At 57.9% G+C, this 23,101-nt stretch carries 20 protein-coding genes; 11 read left to right on the forward strand and 9 right to left on the reverse strand.

Going from position 1 to position 23,101, the window contains the following annotated elements; all coding sequences use genetic code 11:
• Nucleotides 1–44 precede the first annotated feature (44 nt).
• The 4 genes from AC2FLB_RS01605 to AC2FLB_RS01620 form a co-directional block, all read right to left on the reverse strand.
• The gene (locus AC2FLB_RS01605; RefSeq protein WP_496708502.1) at nucleotides 45–962 is read right to left on the reverse strand and encodes a CE1 family esterase; all 918 of its coding nucleotides are present in this window, start codon (nucleotides 960–962) and stop codon (nucleotides 45–47) included.
• The gene (locus tag AC2FLB_RS01610) at nucleotides 959–2,428 is read right to left on the reverse strand and encodes a carboxypeptidase M32 (RefSeq protein WP_496708503.1); all 1,470 of its coding nucleotides are present in this window, start codon (nucleotides 2,426–2,428) and stop codon (nucleotides 959–961) included. Before AC2FLB_RS01610 ends, AC2FLB_RS01605 begins: the two co-directional genes overlap by 4 nt.
• Before the next feature lie 5 nt (nucleotides 2,429–2,433).
• The gene (gene ctaA / locus AC2FLB_RS01615; protein ID WP_496708504.1) at nucleotides 2,434–3,579 is read right to left on the reverse strand and encodes a heme A synthase; all 1,146 of its coding nucleotides are present in this window, start codon (nucleotides 3,577–3,579) and stop codon (nucleotides 2,434–2,436) included.
• A 62-nt stretch (nucleotides 3,580–3,641) separates the two neighbouring features.
• The gene (locus tag AC2FLB_RS01620; protein WP_496675813.1) at nucleotides 3,642–4,385 is read right to left on the reverse strand and encodes an RNA methyltransferase; all 744 of its coding nucleotides are present in this window, start codon (nucleotides 4,383–4,385) and stop codon (nucleotides 3,642–3,644) included.
• A gap of 153 nt (nucleotides 4,386–4,538) precedes the next feature.
• On the opposite strand from AC2FLB_RS01620, the gene AC2FLB_RS01625 reads away from it, so the two are divergent.
• The 4 genes from AC2FLB_RS01625 (at nucleotide 4,539) to AC2FLB_RS01640 (ending at nucleotide 7,762) form a co-directional block, all read left to right on the forward strand.
• A complete protein-coding gene (locus tag AC2FLB_RS01625) occupies nucleotides 4,539–5,159 on the forward strand; it encodes a thiamine phosphate synthase (RefSeq protein ID WP_496708505.1) in 621 nt (206 codons plus the stop codon).
• Between the two features lie 56 nt (nucleotides 5,160–5,215).
• Complete coding sequence (locus AC2FLB_RS01630; RefSeq protein ID WP_281972023.1) at nucleotides 5,216–6,109, forward strand: PfkB family carbohydrate kinase; 894 nt, start codon at nucleotides 5,216–5,218, stop codon at nucleotides 6,107–6,109.
• A complete protein-coding gene (locus AC2FLB_RS01635) occupies nucleotides 6,106–7,020 on the forward strand; it encodes a pseudouridine-5'-phosphate glycosidase (RefSeq protein ID WP_496708506.1) in 915 nt (304 codons plus the stop codon). Before AC2FLB_RS01630 ends, AC2FLB_RS01635 begins: the two co-directional genes overlap by 4 nt.
• Before the next feature lie 64 nt (nucleotides 7,021–7,084).
• A complete protein-coding gene (locus AC2FLB_RS01640) occupies nucleotides 7,085–7,762 on the forward strand; it encodes a DUF502 domain-containing protein (RefSeq protein ID WP_142633557.1) in 678 nt (225 codons plus the stop codon).
• Here the strand turns inward: AC2FLB_RS01640 and AC2FLB_RS01645 are convergent, their stop codons facing one another.
• Together AC2FLB_RS01645 and AC2FLB_RS01650 are read right to left on the reverse strand one after the other, a co-directional pair.
• Nucleotides 7,763–8,788: a patatin-like phospholipase family protein gene (locus AC2FLB_RS01645; protein WP_496708507.1), complete on the reverse strand. Its 1,026-nt coding sequence runs from the start codon at nucleotides 8,786–8,788 to the stop codon at nucleotides 7,763–7,765.
• A gap of 18 nt (nucleotides 8,789–8,806) precedes the next feature.
• A complete protein-coding gene (locus tag AC2FLB_RS01650; protein WP_142633555.1) occupies nucleotides 8,807–9,580 on the reverse strand; it encodes a 3-hydroxybutyrate dehydrogenase in 774 nt (257 codons plus the stop codon).
• A 291-nt stretch (nucleotides 9,581–9,871) separates the two neighbouring features.
• On the opposite strand from AC2FLB_RS01650, the gene AC2FLB_RS01655 reads away from it, so the two are divergent.
• Both AC2FLB_RS01655 and AC2FLB_RS01660 read left to right on the forward strand, forming a co-directional pair.
• A complete protein-coding gene (locus tag AC2FLB_RS01655) occupies nucleotides 9,872–11,698 on the forward strand; it encodes an extracellular solute-binding protein (protein ID WP_496708508.1) in 1,827 nt (608 codons plus the stop codon).
• Between the two features lie 561 nt (nucleotides 11,699–12,259).
• Complete coding sequence (locus AC2FLB_RS01660; protein ID WP_142633552.1) at nucleotides 12,260–12,496, forward strand: hypothetical protein; 237 nt, start codon at nucleotides 12,260–12,262, stop codon at nucleotides 12,494–12,496.
• Here AC2FLB_RS01660 and AC2FLB_RS01665 read toward each other — a convergent pair.
• Nucleotides 12,485–13,108 carry a helix-turn-helix domain-containing protein gene (locus tag AC2FLB_RS01665; RefSeq protein ID WP_142633550.1) on the reverse strand — a complete coding sequence of 208 codons (624 nt, stop codon included), beginning with the start codon at nucleotides 13,106–13,108 and terminating at the stop codon, nucleotides 12,485–12,487. The two genes, AC2FLB_RS01660 and AC2FLB_RS01665, sit on opposite strands and share 12 nt — an antisense overlap.
• Nucleotides 13,109–13,173: 65 nt before the next feature.
• On the opposite strand from AC2FLB_RS01665, the gene AC2FLB_RS01670 reads away from it, so the two are divergent.
• The 5 genes from AC2FLB_RS01670 to AC2FLB_RS01690 all read left to right on the forward strand — a co-directional run bounded on the left by AC2FLB_RS01670 (nucleotide 13,174) and on the right by AC2FLB_RS01690 (nucleotide 19,018).
• Nucleotides 13,174–14,691, forward strand: coding sequence for a class I adenylate-forming enzyme family protein (locus tag AC2FLB_RS01670; protein WP_496708509.1), 1,518 nt, complete (start codon nucleotides 13,174–13,176; stop codon nucleotides 14,689–14,691).
• Nucleotides 14,688–15,347: a DsbA family oxidoreductase gene (locus AC2FLB_RS01675; protein ID WP_496708510.1), complete on the forward strand. Its 660-nt coding sequence runs from the start codon at nucleotides 14,688–14,690 to the stop codon at nucleotides 15,345–15,347. The genes AC2FLB_RS01670 and AC2FLB_RS01675 overlap by 4 nt, the downstream gene beginning before the upstream one ends.
• A 75-nt stretch (nucleotides 15,348–15,422) precedes the next feature.
• The gene (locus AC2FLB_RS01680) at nucleotides 15,423–16,631 is read left to right on the forward strand and encodes a multidrug effflux MFS transporter (RefSeq protein ID WP_142633545.1); all 1,209 of its coding nucleotides are present in this window, start codon (nucleotides 15,423–15,425) and stop codon (nucleotides 16,629–16,631) included.
• A gap of 57 nt (nucleotides 16,632–16,688) precedes the next feature.
• Nucleotides 16,689–18,353, forward strand: coding sequence for a hypothetical protein (locus AC2FLB_RS01685; RefSeq protein WP_496708511.1), 1,665 nt, complete (start codon nucleotides 16,689–16,691; stop codon nucleotides 18,351–18,353).
• Nucleotides 18,350–19,018 (forward strand): SH3 domain-containing protein, encoded by a 669-nt coding sequence (locus AC2FLB_RS01690; RefSeq protein ID WP_496708512.1) that lies wholly within the window; start codon nucleotides 18,350–18,352, stop codon nucleotides 19,016–19,018. Before AC2FLB_RS01685 ends, AC2FLB_RS01690 begins: the two co-directional genes overlap by 4 nt.
• On the opposite strand, the gene mfd is transcribed toward AC2FLB_RS01690, so the two are convergent.
• Both mfd and AC2FLB_RS01700 read right to left on the reverse strand, forming a co-directional pair.
• Nucleotides 19,015–22,470 (reverse strand): transcription-repair coupling factor, encoded by a 3,456-nt coding sequence (gene mfd, locus AC2FLB_RS01695; protein WP_496708513.1) that lies wholly within the window; start codon nucleotides 22,468–22,470, stop codon nucleotides 19,015–19,017. The two genes, AC2FLB_RS01690 and mfd, sit on opposite strands and share 4 nt — an antisense overlap.
• A gap of 18 nt (nucleotides 22,471–22,488) precedes the next feature.
• Complete coding sequence (locus AC2FLB_RS01700) at nucleotides 22,489–23,016, reverse strand: component of SufBCD complex (protein ID WP_142633539.1); 528 nt, start codon at nucleotides 23,014–23,016, stop codon at nucleotides 22,489–22,491.
• Between the last annotated feature and the right edge of the window lie 85 nt (nucleotides 23,017–23,101).

Consider the following 23,101-nt stretch of genomic DNA (forward strand, 5'->3'; position numbering starts at 1 on the left):
GCGGATCGTGGAACCTGTTTCCGCGATCCGTTTTATGTTTGGGGCTATTGGCCGTGGTCAGCCAGGCTCTCAAACCAGTTCAGGATCAGATCCGCCCACCCGGTTGGAACACTGTGTCCGCCTTGAAAACCAATCACTAACAAGGACCTTTCCTTTTCTACAACCGAACGGCATCCGTGATAAGTTCTTTGATCAAAGCCGTTTCCTTGGGTTAGATCGACCGTATCGCACCCCAATTTATAGGCCATTCCGTCTGCAGCTTCGACAGCACCCATATAGTCATGTGCCCGAAGGGATGAGTCTGTCCCGGCAAATGGAATGACAGAGTCTGCGTAGCCATGCATATAAAGCAAATCAAAGTCGAAACTGGCCGTGGCACAGGGGCTAGGCTGACGGCGCATCGGCGTCCCGCCTATTGGCGCGAAGGTCTCAAGGCGCGGATCAACCTCGGAGCAAGCCAAATACCAGGCGAATGAACCGCCACGAGAATGTCCCGCAACTAGAATGCCATCCGGTTGGATGGAAAACCTTTGAATTGCATCCTCGACGACATCCGCGACAAACCGGAAATCATCCCGGCTGTATCGGGTAGAATCCCACACCCACCCAGTACCAGGGCCGTTTCGATATTCGATCTCCAATGCTGTTGGTGCGATCACCGCATAACCACGATTCAGAAAAGGTTGAACCAAATCAATGTTTTCTACCGTTTTTTGACCACTTCCGTTTGAGCCATGCAAGAACACGATGGCTGGAAAAGGTCCATCCCCGATTGGGATCAGGGCGTTATAGTGCCGGTCTGAAACCTGACAAGGCATGTCGGCACCGCCGCAATTGGTCACCTGATACAACTCGGAAAAGGACGCGTTTGGCCTATTGCCACGCAACGCCAAATAACCAGCGAGTGCTGCGATGCAGATCGTAACCAGCCTGACGACCAATGCAGGTTTCTTTGCGATCAAAATTTGTACAAGGCCCGGAACTTCGCCTCGAGATAGTCCAGCAGAGGCTCCGGCCCAGGTTCCATGCCACTGGCGCGTTGGATGATGTCGCGGGGGGCGTAAAGGCCGCCATGGCGTTGGAGGTTTTCGCGCAGCCAACCGGTGGCGCCCGACGTGTCACCCTCGGCCAGTTGAGTATCCAGATCGGGCAGCGCGGATCGCAGAGCCTGGTTCAGGCATCCGGCATAGACATTGCCCAGCGAGTAGGTAGGGAAATACCCGAACAGACCGACGGACCAATGGACATCCTGCAGACACCCGTTCGAGGGCTTATCAACCGCATAGCCGAAATCGGCCTTGAACCGGTCATTCCATGCGCCCTCAAGGTCGCTGACCTGCAGATCACCGCTCATCAACTCGCGCTCAAGGTCAAAGCGCAGCATGATGTGCAGGTTGTACTGCACCTCATCCGCCTCGGTGCGGATATATCCATTATGGACCCGGTTGACCGTGGCATAGAACGCATCGGCATCGGCGACGCCGAAATTGCCAAAAGCCTCGACCATCTGGCCAAACAGCCAGCCAGTATAGGCGCGTGATCGACCCAGTTGGTTTTCGTAAATCCGGCTCTGGCTTTCATGCACGCCCATCGACACGCCCTGCCCCAGCGGGGTCAAAAGGTAGGCTGGGTCGATGCCCTGTTCATAGGCGGCGTGGCCGACCTCGTGAATGGTTGAATAGAAACAGTTGAACGGATCGGTCTCGCTGGTGCGCGTGGTGATCCGCACGTCCAATCCGCTGCCCGAGCTGAACGGGTGAACGGCCTTGTCGACCCGGCCAGTGTTCAGGTCGTAACCGAATCCGGTGGCCAGCTTCTGTGACAGGCGCATCTGGGTCGCTGAGTCAAACGTCCCAGTCAGGGCGGCCGGTCCGGGCTGATCCAGTACGGCTGCTCGCAATGCCACCAGACGCGGACGCATCTGGTCAAAGATCGCAGCGATCTGAGTGCCGGTCGTATAGGGCTCGTAATCTTCGACCATGGCGTCATAGACATCGCCGCCCTGTGCCAGGGCCTGACCTTCCTGACGTTTGAGCGCCACAACCTCTTCCAGTACGGGCAAAAAGGCCGCCACATCCTCATCGGCGCGCGCCTGTGCCCATGTGCCCTGCGCGGCTGAGGTAACGCGTGCGATGGTCTTGGCCAAATCGGCGGGCACTTTCACGGTCCGCTCATAGGACCGGCGTATCTCGCGCAGTTGCGCGCGGGCGACATCGTCCTGCGGGTCGGCCTGCTCCAGCCACTCTGCCACACGCGGATCAGACCGTCGGGCATGCAAAACAGATTCGATCGCGGCCATTTCTTCTGCGCGCTGCGGTGCTGCGCCGCGGGGCATCACTGTTTCCTGATCCCATCCCAGACGCCCGGCAATCTGACCAAGTGCCGAGGTTTCACGTTGGAAGGCCATCAGTTCATCATAGGCAGTCATCTGGGTCAGGCTCCGCGGATCGAAGTTGCGATGGGATAGGCTGTCAGGAAGCGCGCACGCAGGATCAGAGTCCACACGATCACGGCCATGAACTGGTGGAAAATGGCGATCTGCCAGGGGGCCGCGTAGATCACGGTCATGATCCCAACAACCACCTGCAGCGACAAGGCTGCGAACATCGTGTTGAAAGCAAAGCGCGTTTGCGGATGCGCACTGGAATTGCCACGACGCCAGACAACGATGGCAAAGATGAACAGCAGATAACCCGCGCAACGATGGATGAACTGCACAAGCCCCGGGCTTTCGAAAAAGTTTCGCCACATCGGTTCCAGTATCGCCGCGTCCGGCGGGAAAATCTGCCCGCCGATCAATGGCCAGTCGGTATAAGACCGCCCAGCGTCGATACCTGCGACAAGTGCACCGATGAGGATCTGCAGGAATGCGAAATGCATCAGGCCGGTAGACAGGGAAAACAGTTTGGCCTCTTTCGCGCGGCGGGCCTGCATCAGGTCACGCTCTTCCCGGCCAAGTTCGAACATATACCAGGCGAGGAAACCCAAGATCACAAAGGCCAGACCCAGATGGATCGCCAGGCGATAGCTGGCAACGGCGATCATCCCCTCGCCCTGTGTCACGCCTGAGGCAACCATCCACCAGCCAACAGCGCCCTGTACCCCACCCAAAGCTCCGGGGATCACCAGCTTGCCGGTCCAGCCGGTGGGTATCTTGCGCGCAATAAGGAACCCGAAGAACCCAAGAGCCCAGACCAGCCCGATCACGCGGCCCAGTTGCCGGTGGCCCCATTCCCACCAATAGATGGATTTGAAATCCGCCAGCTCCATCCACTGGTTTTGGATGCGCCACTGGTCGATTTGCTTGTACTTGTCGAACTCGGCCTGCCAGTCGGTTTCGGTCATCGGCGGGACAGCCCCGGTGAGCGGGCGCCATTCGGTAATCGACAGCCCGCTATCGGTCAGGCGGGTCAGCCCACCGACCGCAATCATCACAACCACAAGCGCAAACAGGATCATCAGCCAGGCCCGGATAGCCTTACGCGCACCACCGCGGCCCCGGTCAATCATACCAGGTTGAACCGCTTGTTGTTTTTCAGAGTCTGAGACCTCTTCGAAGATGCTGCGCTTGCCGCTCATGCGTTCCTCATGTGTCTTGAATTTCGTTGCAAGCTAGGACCACCATGGGACGAGGTCCAGCCTTACCCTTTGTCTTTCCAACGGACCATCTGACGCATGACCCCGTGCAACATCTGCACATCCGCCCGCGTCATCCGCATCCGTGACCACAGATTGCGCAGATTGGTCTTCATGCTTTCGGCCTTTTCGGGGGGGTAAAAGAACCCCGCCTCTTCCAGCCGGTCTTCATAATGTTCGACCAGTTTTTCGACCTCGATGCCTGTGGCCCAGTCGCCTTTGCCCAGATCGGTTGCCTCATGCACGACGTCGCCTGTCTGGCGCATCCACTCATAGGCGGTCAGCAACACGCATTGCCCAAGGTTCAATGAGGCATATTCCGGATTCACCGGGACCGAGATGATGGCATTGGCCTTGGCGATATCCTCATTCTCAAGCCCTGCCCGTTCCGGGCCGAACAGCACGGCGACATTTTCACCCGCAGCAACCTTTTCCGCGGCGATCTGCATGGCGCGTTCAGGGCTGTAGACCGGCTTGGTCAACCCGCGCTGGCGGGCCGTGGTAGCAAAGACATAGGTACTGTCAGACAGCGCGCCAGCCAGATCGTCAAACAGCTGCGCCTCATCCAGCAGACGGCCCGCCCCACTGGACATGGCCACCGCCTTGGGGTTTGGCCAGCCATCACGTGGGGCCACGATCCGCATCCGGTCCAGCCCGAAATTCCACATCGCCCGCGCGGCGGCACCGATGTTTTCACCCATCTGCGGGCGCACGAGCACAAATGAGGGCTGGGATTTGTCGCTGGGCATGGTTGTCTCCGAAAACTGCGCCTGCTGTAATCGCCGCGCCAACGCAGGGCAAGCCATTGGCGGCGCCAATTCTGCCTGAAACAGGCATAAAAGTTTGCTTCCGGCCCGCAATCCGCTAAACCGCGCAAAAGACTTAAAGCTAAGGACGCGCCGATGGACACCGCCGAGCAGCCGCAGATTTACCTGATCACCCCGCCGACCATCACGTTGAGCACGTTCCCCGACCAACTGGCCCGCGTTCTGGACAGCACCGAAATCGCCTGCATCCGTCTGGCCCTTGCGGGAAATGACGAGGATACTATTGCCCGTGCCGCTGATGCCTGCCGCGAGGTGGCACATACGCGGGACGTGGCGCTGGTGATTTCCAACCACGTCCTGTTGGCGCAGCGTCTGGGTCTGGATGGGGTGCATCTGGATGATGGCGCGCGCTCGGTCCGGTATGTGCGTAAGGAATTGGGTGCCGATGCCATTGTCGGCTGCTTCTGCGGCACCTCCAGCCATGACGGCATGTCGGCTGGTGAGGCCGGCGCCGATTATGTGGCCTTTGGCCCGGTTGGCACGTCCTCCTTGGGTGACGGAACCGTGGCCGAGCACGATCTGTTCCAGTGGTGGTCCGAGATGATCGAAGTGCCGGTTGTGGCAGAAGGTGGCCTGACCCCCGAATTGATCCGCGACCTCAGCCCCTTCACCGATTTCTTTGGCATCGGGGATGAGATCTGGTCACAGGATGACCCGGCCGCTGGACTGAACGACCTGATCACCGCCATGGGCTGAGCAGGATGTGAGCGTTAACCCTTGCACCCACGCCGGGGCTGCGGCATGACGTCGACATGACTCAGAACAGCGAAATTCTTTGTATCGGTTCTGTCCTGTGGGACGTGATCGGACGTTCTGCCAGCGCCATGCGGCAGGGGTCGGATGTTCCCGGCAGGATCACCCGCCTGCCCGGAGGCGTGGCAATGAACATTGCCATGACACTGGTGCGGTTTGGCATGACGCCCACCCTGTTGACCGCCATTGGCCGCGATCCCGAAGGGGATGAGCTGGTCAATGCCTGCGCCCGGCTAGGGATGGTAACGGATCACATCTATCGCTCGCAGGACCTGCCGACCGACCGATATATGGCTGTCGAGGGCGCCAATGGGTTAATTGCCGCGATTGCGGACGCCCATTCACTTGAGGCTGCAGGGGCAAAAATTCTGAAACCCCTGATGCAAGGCCCATTAGGCACAGAGACAATGCCATTTGATGGTCCTGTTGCTTTGGATGGCAACCTGACGCTGTCGCTTTTGGAAGAAATCGCGCAAAGCCCAGCCTTCGCCGGGGCCGACCTGCGCGTGGCACCGGCCTCTCCAGGCAAAGCCGATCGCCTGCTGCCTTTCCTCAAACATGCCCGCGCGACGCTTTATGTGAACCTCGAAGAGGCTGGCATCCTGTGCCAGCGCGAATTCGCGGATTCGGCAAGCGCCGCCAAGGGGCTGCTGGATCGCGGCGCGCTGCGCGTGCTGGTGACCGATGGCGGCAGTTCAGCAACCGTTGCCAGCGCCGAGGAAATCTTGACCCAAAAACCCCCATCCGTTCTGGTCACCCGTGTGACCGGCGCGGGTGATACCTTCATGGCGGCGCATATCGCATCCGAGGCCACCGGTGCCCCAAGCGATGAGGCCCTGTCACGTGCCCTGCATGCCGCCGCAACTTACGTTTCCGGAGAAACCCCACTGTGATCAACATTCAATATTCTGCCGAGGTCCGCGCCGCCAAAGACGCAGGCCAACCTATCGTTGCGCTGGAAAGCACGATCATCACCCACGGTATGCCCTACCCGCAGAACATCGAGGTTGCGGCACAGGTTGAACAAGACATCCGAGAGGCGGGCGCTGTGCCAGCCACCATGGCGGTGATCAATGGTACGCTTCACGTCGGTCTGGAAGCCGAAGAGTTGAAAGCGCTGGGCCAAGCGCATGGGGTCGCCAAACTGTCCCGTGCCGATATGGCCGCCTGCATGGCAACCGGTGGGACCGGTGCAACAACGGTCGCCGCAACCATGATCGCCGCCCATCACGCCGGGATCGACGTTTTCGCCACCGGCGGTATTGGAGGCGTCCACCAAGGGGCTGAGACCTCGTTCGATATCTCTGCTGACCTGCACGAATTGGCCCATACCCCGGTCACGGTTGTTGCCGCAGGCGCCAAAGCCATCCTCGATCTGGCCAAGACGCTTGAGGTTCTGGAAACACTGGGCGTTCCGGTCATTGCCTATGGCCAGAACGAATTTCCGGCCTTCTGGTCGGCAAAATCCCCGCTGGCAGCCCCTTTGCGCATGGACAGTGCGGAAGACATCGCGCAGGCACATGCGACCAGACGCGCGCTTGGCCTGCCCGGCGGCCAACTTGTCGCCAATCCGATCCCGGAGGCCGATCAGATCCCATCCGAGGAACTGGCCCCGATCATCGCCTCGGCACAGGCGGATGCAGATGTGCATCGGATCAGCGGTAAAGGGGTCACACCCTACCTGTTGCAACGGATTTATGAGCAGACCGAAGGTCGTTCTCTGACCGCCAATATCGCATTGGTCCGCAACAATGCCCGTCTGGCAGCCGGGATCGCCCGCGCCCTGTCCGCCAAGGCGGATTAACATATAGCTATTGTACCAAGGCCAAGGACTGCTTAACTAAATTCGCAAGCCACTCAGGACCGTAATGAACACTCCTTTTGACGAAGAACCCAACCGACAGCCCGGCCTGTTCTCACGGCTGCGCGCGTCCTTTCTGACGGGCATCGTCGTTATTGCGCCGGTGTGGTTGACGATCTGGCTGATCTGGTCTGTTGTCGGCTGGATCGACAGTGCGGTTCTGCCGCTGGTTCCCCACCAATTCCAGCCTGAACAATATGTTGGCATCAACCTGCGCGGTGTAGGTGTCATCTTTTTTCTGGTGTTCACCGTCGTGGTTGGCTGGGTTGCCAAGGGCATCCTGGGCCGATCCTTTATCTCGTTCACCGAAAGCCTGGTGAATAGGATGCCAGTCATCCGGTCCATCTATTCAGGCATCAAGCAGATTTCCGAGACCGTCTTTGCCCAGACTGAACGGTCATTTGAAAAAGCCTGTCTGGTTCAATATCCGCGCCGTGGCATCTGGGCCATCGGGTTCGTCTCGACCACCGCCAAGGGAGAAGTCAACGAACGCGCAGAAGCGGGTGGCGATCTGTACAGCGTGTTCATTCCGACGACACCCAACCCGACATCGGGGTTCCTGCTGTTCTTTCCGATAGAGGACGTCATCCTTTTGGACATGTCGATCGAAGATGCCGCCAAACTGGTGATTTCGGCCGGTCTTGTTTACCCGAACGACAAAGACCCGACCCAGCCACCAGAATGACTATCCAAACATTTCCGGCAGATTGACCGTGCTGCGTGCACCCAAATCGGCCTTGTGATCTGTCAAAAACTGATCAGCTGCATTGCGGCCAGCTTCTTTGAGCTTATGCAGGACCACAGGGTTGGGCACTGTCTTGGTCGCGACCGAGAGGTCATTCATCAACGCGTCATCGGCAATCATGTGAACCAGAACACGGCTCATTTCGCCCGCTTTCAGCTTGCCATCCTCCAGCAAGCGCTGAACGAAGCTTATGGCCCTCAGTTCCCGAAACAGCGATGAGTTAAAGCCGATCTCATTGATCCGGTTCTGGATTTGCTGCGGCGTCTTGGGGATTTCTTCCCGTTCCAGGGGGTTGATGTTCACGATCACCACGTCCTCGGGCAGATCGGAATTGAACAAGGGATACAGAGCTGGATTACCGGTATATCCGCCATCCCAGTAAGCCTCGGTCCGGCCCGATTTTGGATCGAATATCTCGACCGCCTGAAACAGGGTTGGCAAACAGGCGGACGCAAGGATGGCCTCAGTCGACAGCTCATCCCCTGTGAACACCCGTATCTTTCCGCTGCGCACGCAAGTCGCGCAGACATACAGACGCGGACCTTCGGCAGCGCATATTTCATCGAAATCAAAGCGCTCAACCACGGGTTCCAGGGGGTTGCGGTAGAACGGCCCATAGGCATAAGGAGATACCAACCGCGACCAGGCGTCGCCTACAGCAAACGGCAGCGAATTTTCGATGGACTGTGCGATATGTGAGGGCTCAAACGCACGCATCCAGTTGGTCAGGATCGTATCGTCGACGGCCCCCATACGGGCCCAGAGCGCATCCAGATTGGCGCGCGCGCCCTCCCGGCCGCCCCGTACCATGCCAGACTTATAGGCCGCACCGTTCAGTGCGCCTGCCGATGTTCCGGTGATCGCCGCGACTTCGATATCATCTTCGTCCAGCAGACGATCCAGCACACCCCAAGTGAACGCTCCGTGCGCGCCGCCGCCCTGCAAAGCCAGATTGATACGTATCACTGCCCTACTCCCCAAGGCTCAGAGCGCGGTCCACCCGCCATCAACTGAAATCGTCGTGCCGGTGATCTGCGCCGCCGCATCCGAGCACAGAAAGATCGTCGTACCGCCCAGTTGTTCGACCGTAGCGAATTCTTTCGAAGGTTGCCGCTTTAGCAGGACATTCTTCACGACATCCTCACGGCTCATATCGTATTCTTTCATCGTATTGGGTATCTGCTCTTCGACCAGCGGCGTCAGCACATATCCCGGGCAAATCGCATTACAGGTAATCGGCTCCTGTGCGGTCTCGAGGGCTACGGTTTTGGTCATCCCGACAACACCGTGCTTGGCCGCGATATAGGCGGCTTTGAAAGGCGATGCCGTCAACCCATGGGCCGATGCAATATTCACCACCCGTCCCCAGCCCGCCTTGCGCATCATCGGCAATGCAGCAGCAGTTGTGTGAAAGGCCGAGTTCATGTTGATCGCAATGATCGCGTCCCATTTGTCGGTTGGAAACTGATCAATCGGCGCCACATGCTGAATGCCGGCATTGTTGACCAGGATATCGCAGGCTCCAGCCTTTTCGATCAGCGCCCGACACTCGTCACCCTTGGACATGTCCGCTTTGATATAGCGCGCGTTGGTTCCGGTTTCCTGCCCGATCTCTGCGGCCAGAGCATGATCTTCGTCGCGGTCAGTAAACGAATTCAGCACCACATCTGCCCCGGCCTTGGCCAGCTCGCGGGCGATGCCTAGCCCGATGCCCGAATTCGATCCTGTGATGATTGCTGTTTTGCCCGAAAGACTCATGGGTGCTCTCCGTCAGATTCCGTGTTGACGGCACAGTGCCATGCTGCACCTGCAAAGAAAACGGGGAAAGATTGGGCGCGCTGTATCAGCGAAAATCGCACAAAAAAAACGCCCGCACGAAGCGGGCGTTAAGTTATTGAGGCAGGTTTCATACAGGCAAGAAACCTATCGAGCAGTACGCCCTTTATAAGCAATTCCACGCCTTCGTCCAAGCTAAAAGTTTGATAATATGAAAAATCATCGGTACGGTGAATCCCAACAAAATAAGGCCAGAGCAGGATTGTTTCCAAAATGAGCCCCGATTTTCTTCGCCCCGTTCGCCCTATGATCGCGGGAATCGTTAGTGTTTTTGCCGTTGCAGCAGCCCATGCAGAATCGACCCATGGCATAGCTATGTATGGTGACCCTGCCCTTCCACCGGATTTTGTGTCGCTACCCTATGTCAATGCTGATGCACCCAAAGGCGGCAAAGTCGTATTTGGAAATACCGGCGGCTATAACAGTCTTAACCCGTTTGTGCAAAAAGGCACGTCACCCTGGCAGTTGCGATTTTGGACCCATGAAAGCCTGATGGGGCGTTCCTGGGACGAACCTTTCACTCTTTACGGGTTGTTAGCCGAATCAGTTGAGACGGCTCTAGACCGATCCTGGGTCGAATTTACCCTGCGAGAGAATGCCCGATTCTCGGATGGATCACCGGTCTCTGTCGAGGATGTCATCTGGTCATATGAGACTTTGGGAACCGAAGGGCATCTGAGATATCGCGGTCTTTGGGGAAAGATCGACAGTATCGAACAAACCGGACCGCGTTCCGTCCGCATCACGTTTAACGACCCCGACCGCGAGCTTGCGCTGATCGCCGGGATGCGTCCGATCCTTCAGAAGGCACAGTGGGAGGGTAAAGACTTTGCCGACGCGCCGCTGCAAGACATCCCCCTGGGGTCTGGACCGTATGTCATCGACGGGTACGAAGCTGGACGGTATGTGAACCTGCGTCGCAATCCGGATTACTGGGGCGCTGACATTCCGTTTCGGCGCGGCACCATGAATCTGGATGAGATGCGGATCGAGTTCTACGGGGATGGCACAGTCGCATTCGAGGCCTTCAAAGCAGGCGAGCTCTCAGCCGTGCGCGAGTTTAACGCCGATAAGTGGAACAACCAGTATGACTTCCCCGCGGTACAGCGCGGCGATGTGGTGAAAACCGAAATCCCGCATCGCAAGCCTTCGGGCATGACCGGATTTGTCATGAATACGCGCAAGCCACCCTTCGATGATTGGCGCGTGCGCGAGGCTCTGACTCTGGCTTTCAATTTCGAATTCATCAACGACACCGTCACCGGAAGCGCGCAACCGCGGATAACCTCGTATTTCTCGGGCTCGGATCTGGCGATGCAGCCCGGTACTGCCGCCGGTCAGGTGGCTGAGCTGCTGCAGCCATACGCCGATACACTGTTGCCCGGTACACTGGAAGGTTACGAGCTTCCGAAAGGTGACGGTTCGGAACGCAACAGGGCCAATCTGCGCAAGGCAACCAAGCTTCTGCAAGAGGCTGGCTGGACGGTTCAGGATGGCGTGTTGCGAAACGCAGATGGCGAAGCGTTCATCGTTGACATGGTCATCAGCCAGGGCAGCCTCAACGTTGTCCAGAATGTCGGAACCATCGCAGAAATCTATGCGCGTACGCTTGAACGGCTTGGCATCGAGCTTACAGTCGAAAAAATCGACGACGCACAATACACCTCTCGGATGGATGCCCATGATTTTGACATGACCCCATTTCGCCGGGCTCTTTCCCTGTCGCCGGGCAACGAACAACGCCTGTATTGGGGCAGTGAAAATGCCGACACGGCAGGAACACGTAACCTGATGGGGGTTCAGTCACTAGCAGTGGACGGTTTAATCGATACGATGCTGGCCTCTGAAAGCCACGAAGATTTCGTGTCTGCGACCCGCGCGCTGGATCGCGTTCTAACCGCTGGCCGGTATGTCATCCCGATCTGGAGCTTTGACGTCGGCCGGATTGCACATGCGCGTGAGCTGAAACAGCCGGAAACCCTGCCCATATACGGTGACGGGCCGGAATACATGCCGCAGGTCTGGTGGTACGAGGAATAGCGCCTCAAAAGAGGCGGCCCCGTCCTTTCCTAATTGCTAACTGTCCGTGCCAATCTCGTTCCAGAGGATCGCAACCGCTGCAGATGTGATGCAATAAGACCCGTTCGGCGTTTGCTGTGTGGGTCTCATACCCTTCGGCGGATTCTGGCACAGACCCGCAGTACCACGACATGCAGGTAAATGCTGTGGGCATTCCGCTATAAATTGATGCGATCCCTAGTTTCAGACAAATTTGAAAAATTTCAACAAGGGGCTTTACGTAACGGGTTCGAAAGATATAGCCTGCGACTAGTACAAATGTATCCAATTTGAATTACGCCAAACATTACCGACACATAGCTGTGTTACAATATCAGGAACAGTATTTTCGGACCAGCCTCCACTCACTCAAAACTATTTGGTCCGTAGGCCCGTCTCAGATTTCCTGTGGCGGGCCTAACTGATTTAAACTTCGCACGCTCAAGGTGCGACATTTTGCCATAGCCCTACCTGCAAACACCATTCGTACCCTGAATTCAGGGCCGAGCAGATCTGTAGCCAGACAAACAGAAAGCCCAATAGATGTTTAAGTGGAACGATCTGACGCAAGATTGGAATGAAATGTACGCCCGTGCAAAACGGCGGTTTCCCAATTTGCGCGACCGAGACATGGATGCGGTCGGGCGCGACCGTGCGCAATTCGAGGCTTATCTGGCCGAACGTCATCATCTGACGGTAAACGAAGCACATGAAGAGCTTGAGGATTTCCTGTTCACCGAAGCGCTAACCCGTGAAGTCACCAAACATCTAGGTAAGTGACGTCACCCACAGGATCATCGCGTCTTCTTCACTGACCGAAACGACATTATGCCCCATGCTGCCGTCGTAATAGGCGCTGTCACCGCGGCGCATTTCAACGGGTTCGTAGAACTCGGTATACAGGCGAACAACACCCGTCAGCACGTACAGGAATTCTTCGCCATCGTGGCGGACCCACCCGTCGAACTCATCCATCGACCGGGCACGTACACGGGCGCGATAGGGCAGCATCTGCTTTTTCGTAAGCGTTTCAGCCAACAGTTCGTGCTCGTATGTTGTGGTTGCGTGGCTGGTGCCTTGCCCCATCCGGGTCACAGCCATACGCCCGATCACCTGCTCGCGCTGCGGCGGCGTGAACAGCTGCGGAACAGAGATTTCCAGCCCGATCGCCAGCTTCTTCAGCGCATCATATGTAGGCGACATCTGCCCGTTTTCGATTTTGCTGAGCGTTGAACGCGCCAATCCCGCCTGATTGGCCGCTTGTTCCAAAGTCCAGTTACGCGCCTTGCGCAATTCACGCACACGGACGCCAAGGTCCAGCGGTTCAACCTCTGTATGCTCGCCCGAGTTTCGGGCAATTCGGATCAGAGATGTCTGCTCTTTGGTTCTCATGCGCCACTCTATAGGGCCAGCCTGTCCCGCTTGCAACGCAGCAGTTGCCGCGTTAGCCAGACGCCATGCTTTCCCTGTTCGATCAAGGCCCGCCCAAGGCCTGCCCCACCCCTTTCAATCTGGCCGCGCATGTGTTGCGTCAAGCAGATCGCAATGGCGACAAGATTGCCTTGTCGGTACTTGGCGCAACGTCGGCACAGAACTGGAGCTTTGCTGCGTTGAAACGCGCGATCCTTGCAACCGGTACAGGTCTGCTGCGGGCCGGTTTGAAACCGGGCGATCTGGTCTTGATGCGTTTGGGGAACACGGTTGATTTCCCAATAACCTATCTGGGTGCAATCGCGGTCGGCATTGTACCCGTGCCGACATCGTCACAGCTGACACAGCCGGAAACGGCAAAGATCATCCAAGATCTGAAGCCCGCCGCCATACTCCGCGATCCCGATATCGCCAGCGCGGATCACCCGAACCAAATATCTTTGAGCCAACTGCGCGAGATGCGCGATCTACCTCTGGCCGAGTTTCGGATGGGCGACCCCGAAGACATGGCTTATGTGGTCTATACTTCTGGCACCTCGGGTAAGCCAAGGGCCGTTGCACATGCCCATCGTGCAATTTGGGCGCGGCAGATGATGGTGGATGGGTGGTACGGCCTGCAGGAAACGGATCGATTGTGCCATGCAGGTGCGTTCAACTGGACCTATACGTTGGGGACAGGACTGATGGATCCCTGGACCATTGGCGCGACAGCGCTGATACCGGAGCCCGGCACCGATCTGTCGACCCTACCCGATATGCTGCGCAATCACCGTGCCACGATTTTTGCTGCAGCTCCGGGCGTGTTTCGGAAAATTTTGAACGAAGCAAACGATCTGCACCTTCCCGATCTGAGGCACGGTCTTTGCGCTGGTGAAAAACTCTCACGGCATCTGCACCAGAAATGGACACGGATCACCGGGCGCGAGTTGTATGAAGCTTTTGGAATGTCCGAATGCTCGACCTTCATCTCTTCAAGCCCAGCCTATCCGGCACGTGGCGATGCACTGGGGCAACCACAACCGGGGCGGCGTGTGGCAATTCTGGGTCCAGACGGGCCGGTTCCACAGGGGAAAGAAGGGACCATCGCCATCCACCGATCAGACCCCGGCCTAATGCTGACCTATCTCAACGCGCCGGACGAAGCACAGGCCAGGATGCAGGGCGAGTGGTTTCTGACCGGCGATCAGGGTGCAATGGCAGTTGATGGACAGATCACCTATCTTGGCCGAGACGATGATATGATGAATGCAGGCGGCTACCGGGTCTCACCGATCGAGGTCGAGGCCACATTGTCCCGATATCCCGGCATCTCGCAGGTCGGCGCGGCCGCCGTTGAGGTCAAGCAGGACAGTTTTGTCATAGTGGCCTTCTATACCGGGCCGGAAAAGCTGGACGAGGACGCCCTGCGCGCCTATGTCGAGACAAATCTGGCGCGCTATAAGCAACCGCGCGCCTTTATCCATCTGCCTCAGCTGCCAACAGGCGGCAATGGTAAACTTTTGCGCCGGGCGCTGCCGGCCTATTTCAAGGCGACCAATACATGACCCAGACCGTCAAGCTCGACATCATGTCTGACCCGATCTGCCCCTGGTGCTATATTGGCAAGACTCATCTGGACAAGGCGTTGGCCGCAACTCCGGACCATCCATTCATCATTGAATGGCACCCCTTTCAGCTGAACCCCGATATGCCGGTCGAAGGCATGGATCGGCGCGAATACTTGGAGCGCAAATTCGGCGGCAAAGACGGAGCCATCCGTGCGTATGCCCCGGTGGTCGAGCATGCCGAAAATGCAGGGTTGGGCATCGACTTTGAGGGGATGAAGCGCACCCCGAACACGCTGGATGCTCATCGGCTGATCCACTGGGCCGGGATCGAAAACAAGCAGAACGCTATAGTTGATGCCCTGTTTCAGGCCTATTTTGTACAGGGTCGCGATATCGGCGACCACGAGGTTCTGGCGGATATTGCCGACAGTCAGGGGATGGACGCCGCCGTCGTCATGAAGCTGCTGAAATCCGACGCCGACCGCACAGACATCAGCAACCGTGACGCGCATTCCCGGCAGATGGGTGTGACGTCGGTACCGACTTTTATCGTTGCCAACCAACATGCTGTCCCCGGCGCGCAACCACCGGAAATGTGGGAACGCGTGATCGGTGAAATCATGTCTCAAATCGAGACTTCCCCTGCAAAATAGCACAGCCTCCTGTGCATTCTGACCACTGGCCGTGCCCAATCCGCTGTGATAGCGCGAACGGGTCAGGAGAGCCCCATGAGTAATCGCATGCCGCGCGGAGAATTTGTCGCTTTGATCGCAATGATGTTTGCGACAATCGCGTTTTCTATCGACTCGATGCTGCCCGCCCTGCCGCAGATCAGCGCGCAACTCAGCCCCGGTGATGCAAACAAGGCGCAGTTGATCCTGACCTCATTTGTGCTGGGCATGGGGATCGGCACCTTTTTCACCGGCCCTCTGTCGGATGCATTCGGGCGCAAGCCGGTAATTTACGTCGGCTCTGCGCTGTATATCCTGTCTGCCGCAGTTGCCTGGGCCACCTCCTCGCTTGAGATGCTGTTGATTGCGCGCATCTTTCAAGGCATCGGCAGCGCGGCCCCACGCGTGGTGGCCATGGCCATTATCCGTGACCTCTATTCCGGCCGTGAGATGGCCCGCATCGTCTCGATTGCCATGATGATCTTTACGCTGGTTCCCGCCATCGCGCCCATGATGGGTGCCGGGGTGATCGCTCTGGCCGGGTGGCGTGGCATCTTCGCTTCGTTCATGTTGTTCTCTTTGATCACCATCACGTGGATGGGCCTGCGTCTGAGCGAACCTCTGGCACCCGAAAATCGCCGTCCCCTGCGCCTGCCGCTCATGATTGATGCCGCGCGGCAGATGTTTGCACACCCGACTGTGCGGGTTTCGATCATGGTGCAAACGCTTTGCCTTGGGATGCTGTTCACCATGCTGACGATGGTACAACCTGTTTATGACATCATCTACGACAGAGCAGACAGTTTCCCATTCTGGTTTGGTTTCGTCGCTCTGATGGCTGGCTCGGCCAGTTTGTTGAACGCGACTTTGGTCATCCGATTGGGGATGCGCCGGATTGTAACCTGGACTTTGGGCGCACAGATCATCTTTACGTGTTTTGTCATGGTAATGAATGGTCTGGACCTTTCTGATGGCGCCTCATTTGCGCTTTTTGTCAGTTGGCAGACTGCCGTGTTCTTCATGGCCGGTATGACGATGGGCAACCTGAATGCCATAGCGATGGAGCCGATGGGCCATATTGCGGGCATGGCAGCGTCAGTCATAGGCGCGGTATCAACCGTTCTGGCCGCTGCAGTAGCAGCCCCCTTGGGACAGTTGTTTGACGGATCGATCCTGCCCTTGGCAATAGGTGTCCTGACTATGTGCACGATGGGGTTCGGCCTGATGCTGTATATGGGCCGGATAGAAGACAGATTGCCCGCCTGATCTGTGCAGAGCGCGTGAAACACGTTATCCTCCCCTTGTTTCGAGGGGAGATTTTCAATGAGCGACTACTACGATCTGGGCACGCATTCCTGTCCGGTAAGCACCTCTTCGCCCGATGCGCAACTGTGGTTCGACCGGGGGCTGGTCTGGACCTATGGCTATAACCACGAAGAGGCCGTCGTCTGTTTTCAGCGCGCGCTAGAGCATGACCCGAACTGCGCCATGGCCCATTGGGGCGTCGCCTATGCGGCGGGGCCGAATTACAACATGCCCTGGGACCTGCACGATGACGCAGGCAGGCAAAAGGCGCTGACGCTGGCCTATGATGCGACGCAGCTGGCCATGTCTCTTGTGGGCGAATGTACGCCGGTTGAACGAGCGTTGATCCGCGCGCTTCCCGCCCGCTATCCCCAGCGCGAAGCCATTGACGACATGCACAACTGGGATAACGATTTTGCCGATGCTATGCGCGCAGCGTTTGCATCGCAGCCCGCTCATCTGGACCTGCGCACGATCTATGTCGAAGCGCTTTTGAACCTCACTCCCTGGCAAATGTGGGATTTGACGACCGGCCAGCCCGCCGAAGGGGCCGCCACGGTCGAGGCGCAAAATGCGCTGGAGGAGGCGATGGCTGATGATCCAGCAGCGATGTCTCATCCCGGGTTACTGCATCTTTATGTCCACCTGATGGAGATGTCTCCGACCCCGGAAAAAGCGCTGAAAGCGGGGGATGTTCTGCGGACGCTGGTTCCCGATGCGGGCCATTTGGTGCATATGCCCACCCATATCGATGTGCTGTGCGGCCATTACCAGAACGTCGTCCACTGGAACCAAAAAGCCGTTGAGGCCGACCTGAAATATTACGAACGCGAAGGCGCGTTCAACATCTACACCGGCTACCGCCAGCACAATTATCATTTTGTCATATATGGCGCCCTATTTCTGGGACAGATGGAACCGGCTCTGCGGGCCAATCAGGGATTGTGGGACACCACACCCGAAGACATGCTGCGCATAGAAAGCCCGCCTATGGCGGATTTCTTCGAAAGTTACATGTCAATGGGCCCGCATATCCTGATCCGGTTTGGCCGTTGGGAAGAGGCAATGGCGCTTGAGCTGCCCTCGGACCCCGAACTGTACTGCACTCTCACGGCAACCACGCATTATGCCCGGGCCATTGCTTTTGCCGCCACTGGGCAGGTCAGCGAAGCCGAAGCCGAAGAGCAGTTGTTCCTCGCTGCCAAGGCCCGCGTGCCAGAAACGCGATTGCTGCACAATAACCGCGTGATCGACCTGCTGGACATTGCCCGCGAAATGCTGCGTGGCGAAATCGAGTATCGCATGGAAAACTACGATGCGGCCTACGCCCATCTGCGCCGCTCGGTCGAACTGGACGACACCTTGCCCTATGACGAGCCATGGGGATGGATGCAGCCCACTCGACACGCGTTGGGTGCATTGCTGTTCGAACAAGGGCATACCGCCGAAGCCGAGGCCATATACCGCGAGGATTTGGGGTTGGGCGGTACGCTCAGCCGTGCCTCTGTCCATCCTGACAATGTCTGGAGCCTCAAGGGCCTGCATGACTGCCTGAAGGCGCGCGGTGAGACGGTTGAGATCGTGCAGATCAGGCAACGGCTGGATTTGGCTCTGGCTCGTGCGGACCGGGCTGTTGGCGCGTCCTGTTTCTGTGCTCAAGCCGCCATGAGGGCCGCCGAATGAGATACGCCTTTCTGCTCGCTTTGCTCTGCAGCCCGGCGCTGGCGGATCGACAATCCTTTCCGCCGGTCAACGAGGCCGAGCGGGATGTCACCCTCGTCTCGTTCCGGGCAAACCTGCTGAACATGGTAGCCGAGCGCGACATCGAAGGCGTGCTGTCTGTTGCCTGCCCGGATATTTACCTTAGCCACGGCGGCAATGGCGGCCCGGACGAGCTGCGCGAGTATCTTACTCCCGGACCGGCAACGTCAGAGCAAGATGATGATGACAGGGAAAAGGTCGTTGAAACCTTTTGGTCCGATCTGGAAAATACCCTGACACAGCCTGGCTATTTCAACGAAGATGGCGAGTTCTGGATGCCCCACCAATGGCAGCTCACCCTACCCGCTTCGCTGGATCCGGCGTTGGCCTATTTTGTGACCGCTCAGGATGTAACTCTGCGCAACGCACCAAATCGAGGCGCGGCGATACTGGACCTCATCAGCTATGAGGTCGTCATCATCCGCGACTTCTCCCCCATCGCGCAGTACCAGAGGGTTCTGCTGACAGACGGCGGCCAGGGCTATATGCACAGCGATTTCCTGTGGCCTATGACTGGTTACCGGGCAGCATTGGCAAAATCCGAAACTGGCGAATGGCAGTTGTGCACCTTTGTCAGCGGTGACTAGGCTTTGGCTCGTTTCTTTTCGGCCACCAGCTTTTCCGCCAGATCACGGGCGATGGCAAAGGCCCCCTTGATCTTGTCGCTGTCCTTCTTCCAATCGCGGCGCACGACGATCTTGTTATCCTTGACCTTGGCCAACCCGCGCTGGTTCTGGATGAACTCGACCAGCCCCTGAGGCGAGGCGAATTTGTCGTTGTAAAACTGGATCGTCGCGCCTTTGGGCCCGCCATCTAGCTTTGCAATCCCCGCCCGTTTGCACATCGCCTTGATGCGCACGACCAGCATCAGGGTGTTGACCTCTTTCGGCAGCGTGCCAAAGCGGTCGATCAATTCAGCGGCGAAGCCTTCCAATTCCACCTTGGTCGACAGCGACGACAAACGGCGATACAGGCCCAGGCGGACATCCAGATCGGGCACATAATCCTCTGGGATCAGGACAGGGACGCCAAGATTGATCTGCGGCGCCCATTGGTCATCTGCATCCGACAGGCCTTCCATCTCACCGGCTTTGATCTTGGCAATCGCCTCTTCCAGCATCGACTGGTAGAGTTCATAACCCACATCGCGCATTTGGCCCGACTGTTCCTCGCCCAACAGGTTACCCGCCCCTCGAATATCAAGGTCCTGAGACGCCAACGTGAACCCCGCCCCCAGCGTGTCGAGCGAGCCCAGAACGCGCAGGCGTTTTTCGGCCGTGGCAGTCAGACGGGCGCGCGGTTTTGTTGTCAGATAGGCATAGGCGCGGGTTTTCGACCGCCCGACCCTGCCGCGGATCTGATAGAGCTGCGCCAGCCCGAACATATCCGCCCGGTGCACAACCATCGTATTTGCAGTCGGGATATCCAGCCCGCTTTCCACAATCGTGGTGGCCAGCAAGACATCGTATTTCCCGTCGTAGAACGCATTCATCCGATCGTCGAGTTCCCCAGCCGCCATCTGCCCATGCGCCACCATATAAGTCAGCTCGGGCAGTTGCTCTTTCAGGAATTCCTCTATCTCGGGTAGGTCTGAGATGCGCGGGACGACATAGAAACTCTGCCCGCCACGGTAATGTTCACGCAGCAGGGCTTCGCGGATCGTGACCCCGTCGAACTCACTGACATAGGTGCGGATCGCCAGCCGGTCGATGGGAGGTGTGCCGATGATCGACAGGTCACGCACGCCGGTCAGGGACAGTTGCAGCGTTCGTGGAATCGGCGTCGCGGTCAGGGTCAGGACATGGATATCGCTACGCAGCTGTTTCAGACGCTCCTTGTGGCCAACACCGAAATGCTGTTCTTCGTCGATGATCAGCAGACCCAGATTGTTGAACCGTATCGCTTTTGCCAGCAAGGCATGGGTGCCGATTACAATATCCACTGTGCCGCGCGCCAACCCATCACGGATCTGTTGCGCCTCTTTGGCCGAGATGAAGCGGGACAGCTGCCGCACCTCAAGCGGGAAGCCCCGGAAGCGATCCTTGAAGCTGGCCGCGTGCTGACGCGCCAACAGCGTTGTCGGTGCGATCACCGCCACTTGCACGCCCGACATTGCGGCAACGAAAGCGGCACGCATTGCGACCTCGGTCTTGCCAAAGCCCACGTCGCCACAAATCAAACGATCCATCGGCGCGCCGGAATGCATGTCTTCCATGACCTCACCGATTGCGCGCAGCTGATCGTCAGTTTCCTGATAGGGAAAGCGCGCACTGAACTCCTCCCACGCGTGCGGAGGCGGGTCCATGATCGGGGCCTTGCGCAAGGCCCGTTCGGCAGCGATGCGGATCAGCTTATCCGCCATCTCGCGGATACGTTCTTTCAGCTTGGCCTTCTTGGCCTGCCACGCGCCGCCACCCAATCGGTCCAGCAGACCCTCATCATGACCGTATCGCGACAGCAGTTCGATATTTTCGACTGGCAGGTACAGTTTGGATTGTTCTGCGTATTCCAGCAGCAGACATTCATGGGCGGCACCGGCCGCCGTCACGACTTCCATCCCCAGATAACGCCCGATGCCATGATCCACATGGACAACCAAATCACCCGGGCTAAGGGATTGAGTTTGGGTCAGGAAATTCTCGGCCTTGCGGCGCTTTTTGGGTTGCCGGATCAGCCGATCGCCCAGCACATCCTGTTCGGCGATCACGGTCAGGTCGGGCGTTTCGAACCCGTGCTCCAGCGCCCAGACGGCCAGATGCAGCCCGCGTTTGCCGATGCGCGTACCGTCGGGCACGGGGATCGCCTCGGCAAGGCCTTCATCCTCGATCAGCCCAGTCAGACGTTCGCGGGCCCCTTCGGAATAAGAGGCAATCAGAACCGGCCCCTTGGCCATTTTGTCGGTGATATGGCTGGCCAGTGCTCCGAACAAGCTGATGTTTTCCTGCTGGCGTTCCGGGGCAAAGTTGCGCCCGATCCGACCACCAGCATCGATCACCCCGGGCCCAAGGGCCTGAGGCAATGCATTGAATTGCAGAACGCGCCTATCGCCGACAGCTTGTTCCCAAGCAGTGTCATCCAGATACAGTAGGCCCGGTGGTGTCGGTTTATACACCGTGTCCATGCGCGACCGGTTCTCCAGTGCGAGCCGCCGCGTTTCGTACTGATCCGCAATGGTTTCCCAACGTGCCAAACGCGCAGGCGTGACCTGATCATCCAGCGAGATTGTGGCACCAGGCAGATAATCAAACAGCGTTTCAAGCTTTTCGTGAAAGAACGGCAACCAATGCTCGATGCCTTGATGCTTGCGGCCTGCGCTGACGGCCTCGTACAGGGGATCATCGGTGCCCGCCGCACCAAACTCGATGCGATAATTCTGCCGAAACCGGGTGATGGCGGCGTCATCTAGAATGACCTCGGACACTGGCGCCAGCTCCACAACAGCCAGCTTTTCGGTCGTACGTTGCGACACCGGATCAAACCGACGTGCTCCATCCAGAACATCCCCGAACAGGTCCAGCCGCACCGGCCCGGATTCGCCGGGCGGGAAAATGTCGATGATGCCCCCTCGAACGGCATAGTCGCCGGGCTCCATCACCGTGGGGCTTTGCGTGAAGCCCATGCGCACAAGGAAATTCCGCAGCGCGGTTTCATCAATGCGGTGATCGACGCGGGCGGTAAACGCCGCCTCTCGCAGCACTGCACGGGCGGGCACGCGTTGGGTTGCCGCGTTCAGAGTTGTCAGCAGCACGTATTGCTGCGGCATCTGGTGTACCAGCGCGGCCAGGGTCGCCACACGCGCAGCCGAGATATCGGCATTGGGCGATACCCGATCATATGGCAGACAATCCCAACCCGGGAACACAAATACCGGCATGTCAGGCGCAAAAAAGGCAAGCGCCGCGCGCATCGCCTCAAGCCGTTTGTCATCACGCGCAACATGGCACACCGGCCCGCCCGAGCGCGCCAGCTCATTCAGGACAAGCTGCGCGTCAAACCCTTCGGGGGCGCCGCCAACGATTACTTGGTTCGGACCCGACATCGCCAAGCCTTTCTGATTTTACCAACCCGGGACGCCGATGGAAAAATTCTGGTACATGCCCCAAAGCGAAGTGATCAAGATCGAAATCATACCAACTATCTGGGTATAGATCCGGCAGCGCGTAAGAATCTTGGAAATATACTCCAGACTGGGTGTTTCCCGGCGCAGTTTCCGCGCGGCTGATACATTGATCAGCACGACAAGACAAATCGGAAACAGCAACAAAAACACGGCCTGCGCGAATTCGACACCGTAATAGAACCCCAAAGTGGCGAGACCCGTGAACAGAAAACAACTAAACGCTAATATCGCGAGGCCGGATACATCCAATATATAGAGCAATCGGTTTCCGTTAATGCGGACGATATCCATCAAATCCTGTTCCGATTGCCCGCCTACCCGCCGTGCGCGCACAACAAGGTCATACGGCACGCCCATGGCCCAGTGGCTGGCCGATGACCACAACACCGCAAGCCCGATCCAATACCAGAGATTCGAAAAGCTGCGCATGTCGATGAGTTCAAAAATCGAAGAGTATAAGTCCACGCGTCAGCCCTTAATTTCCGTCTTCAGGGACCTTCTTCGCAAAGACGCGTCCATCGTTACCCTTGAGACTACACGGAATTCATGC

The sequence above is a fragment of the Ruegeria sp. CDSA236 genome (assembly GCF_059611285.1).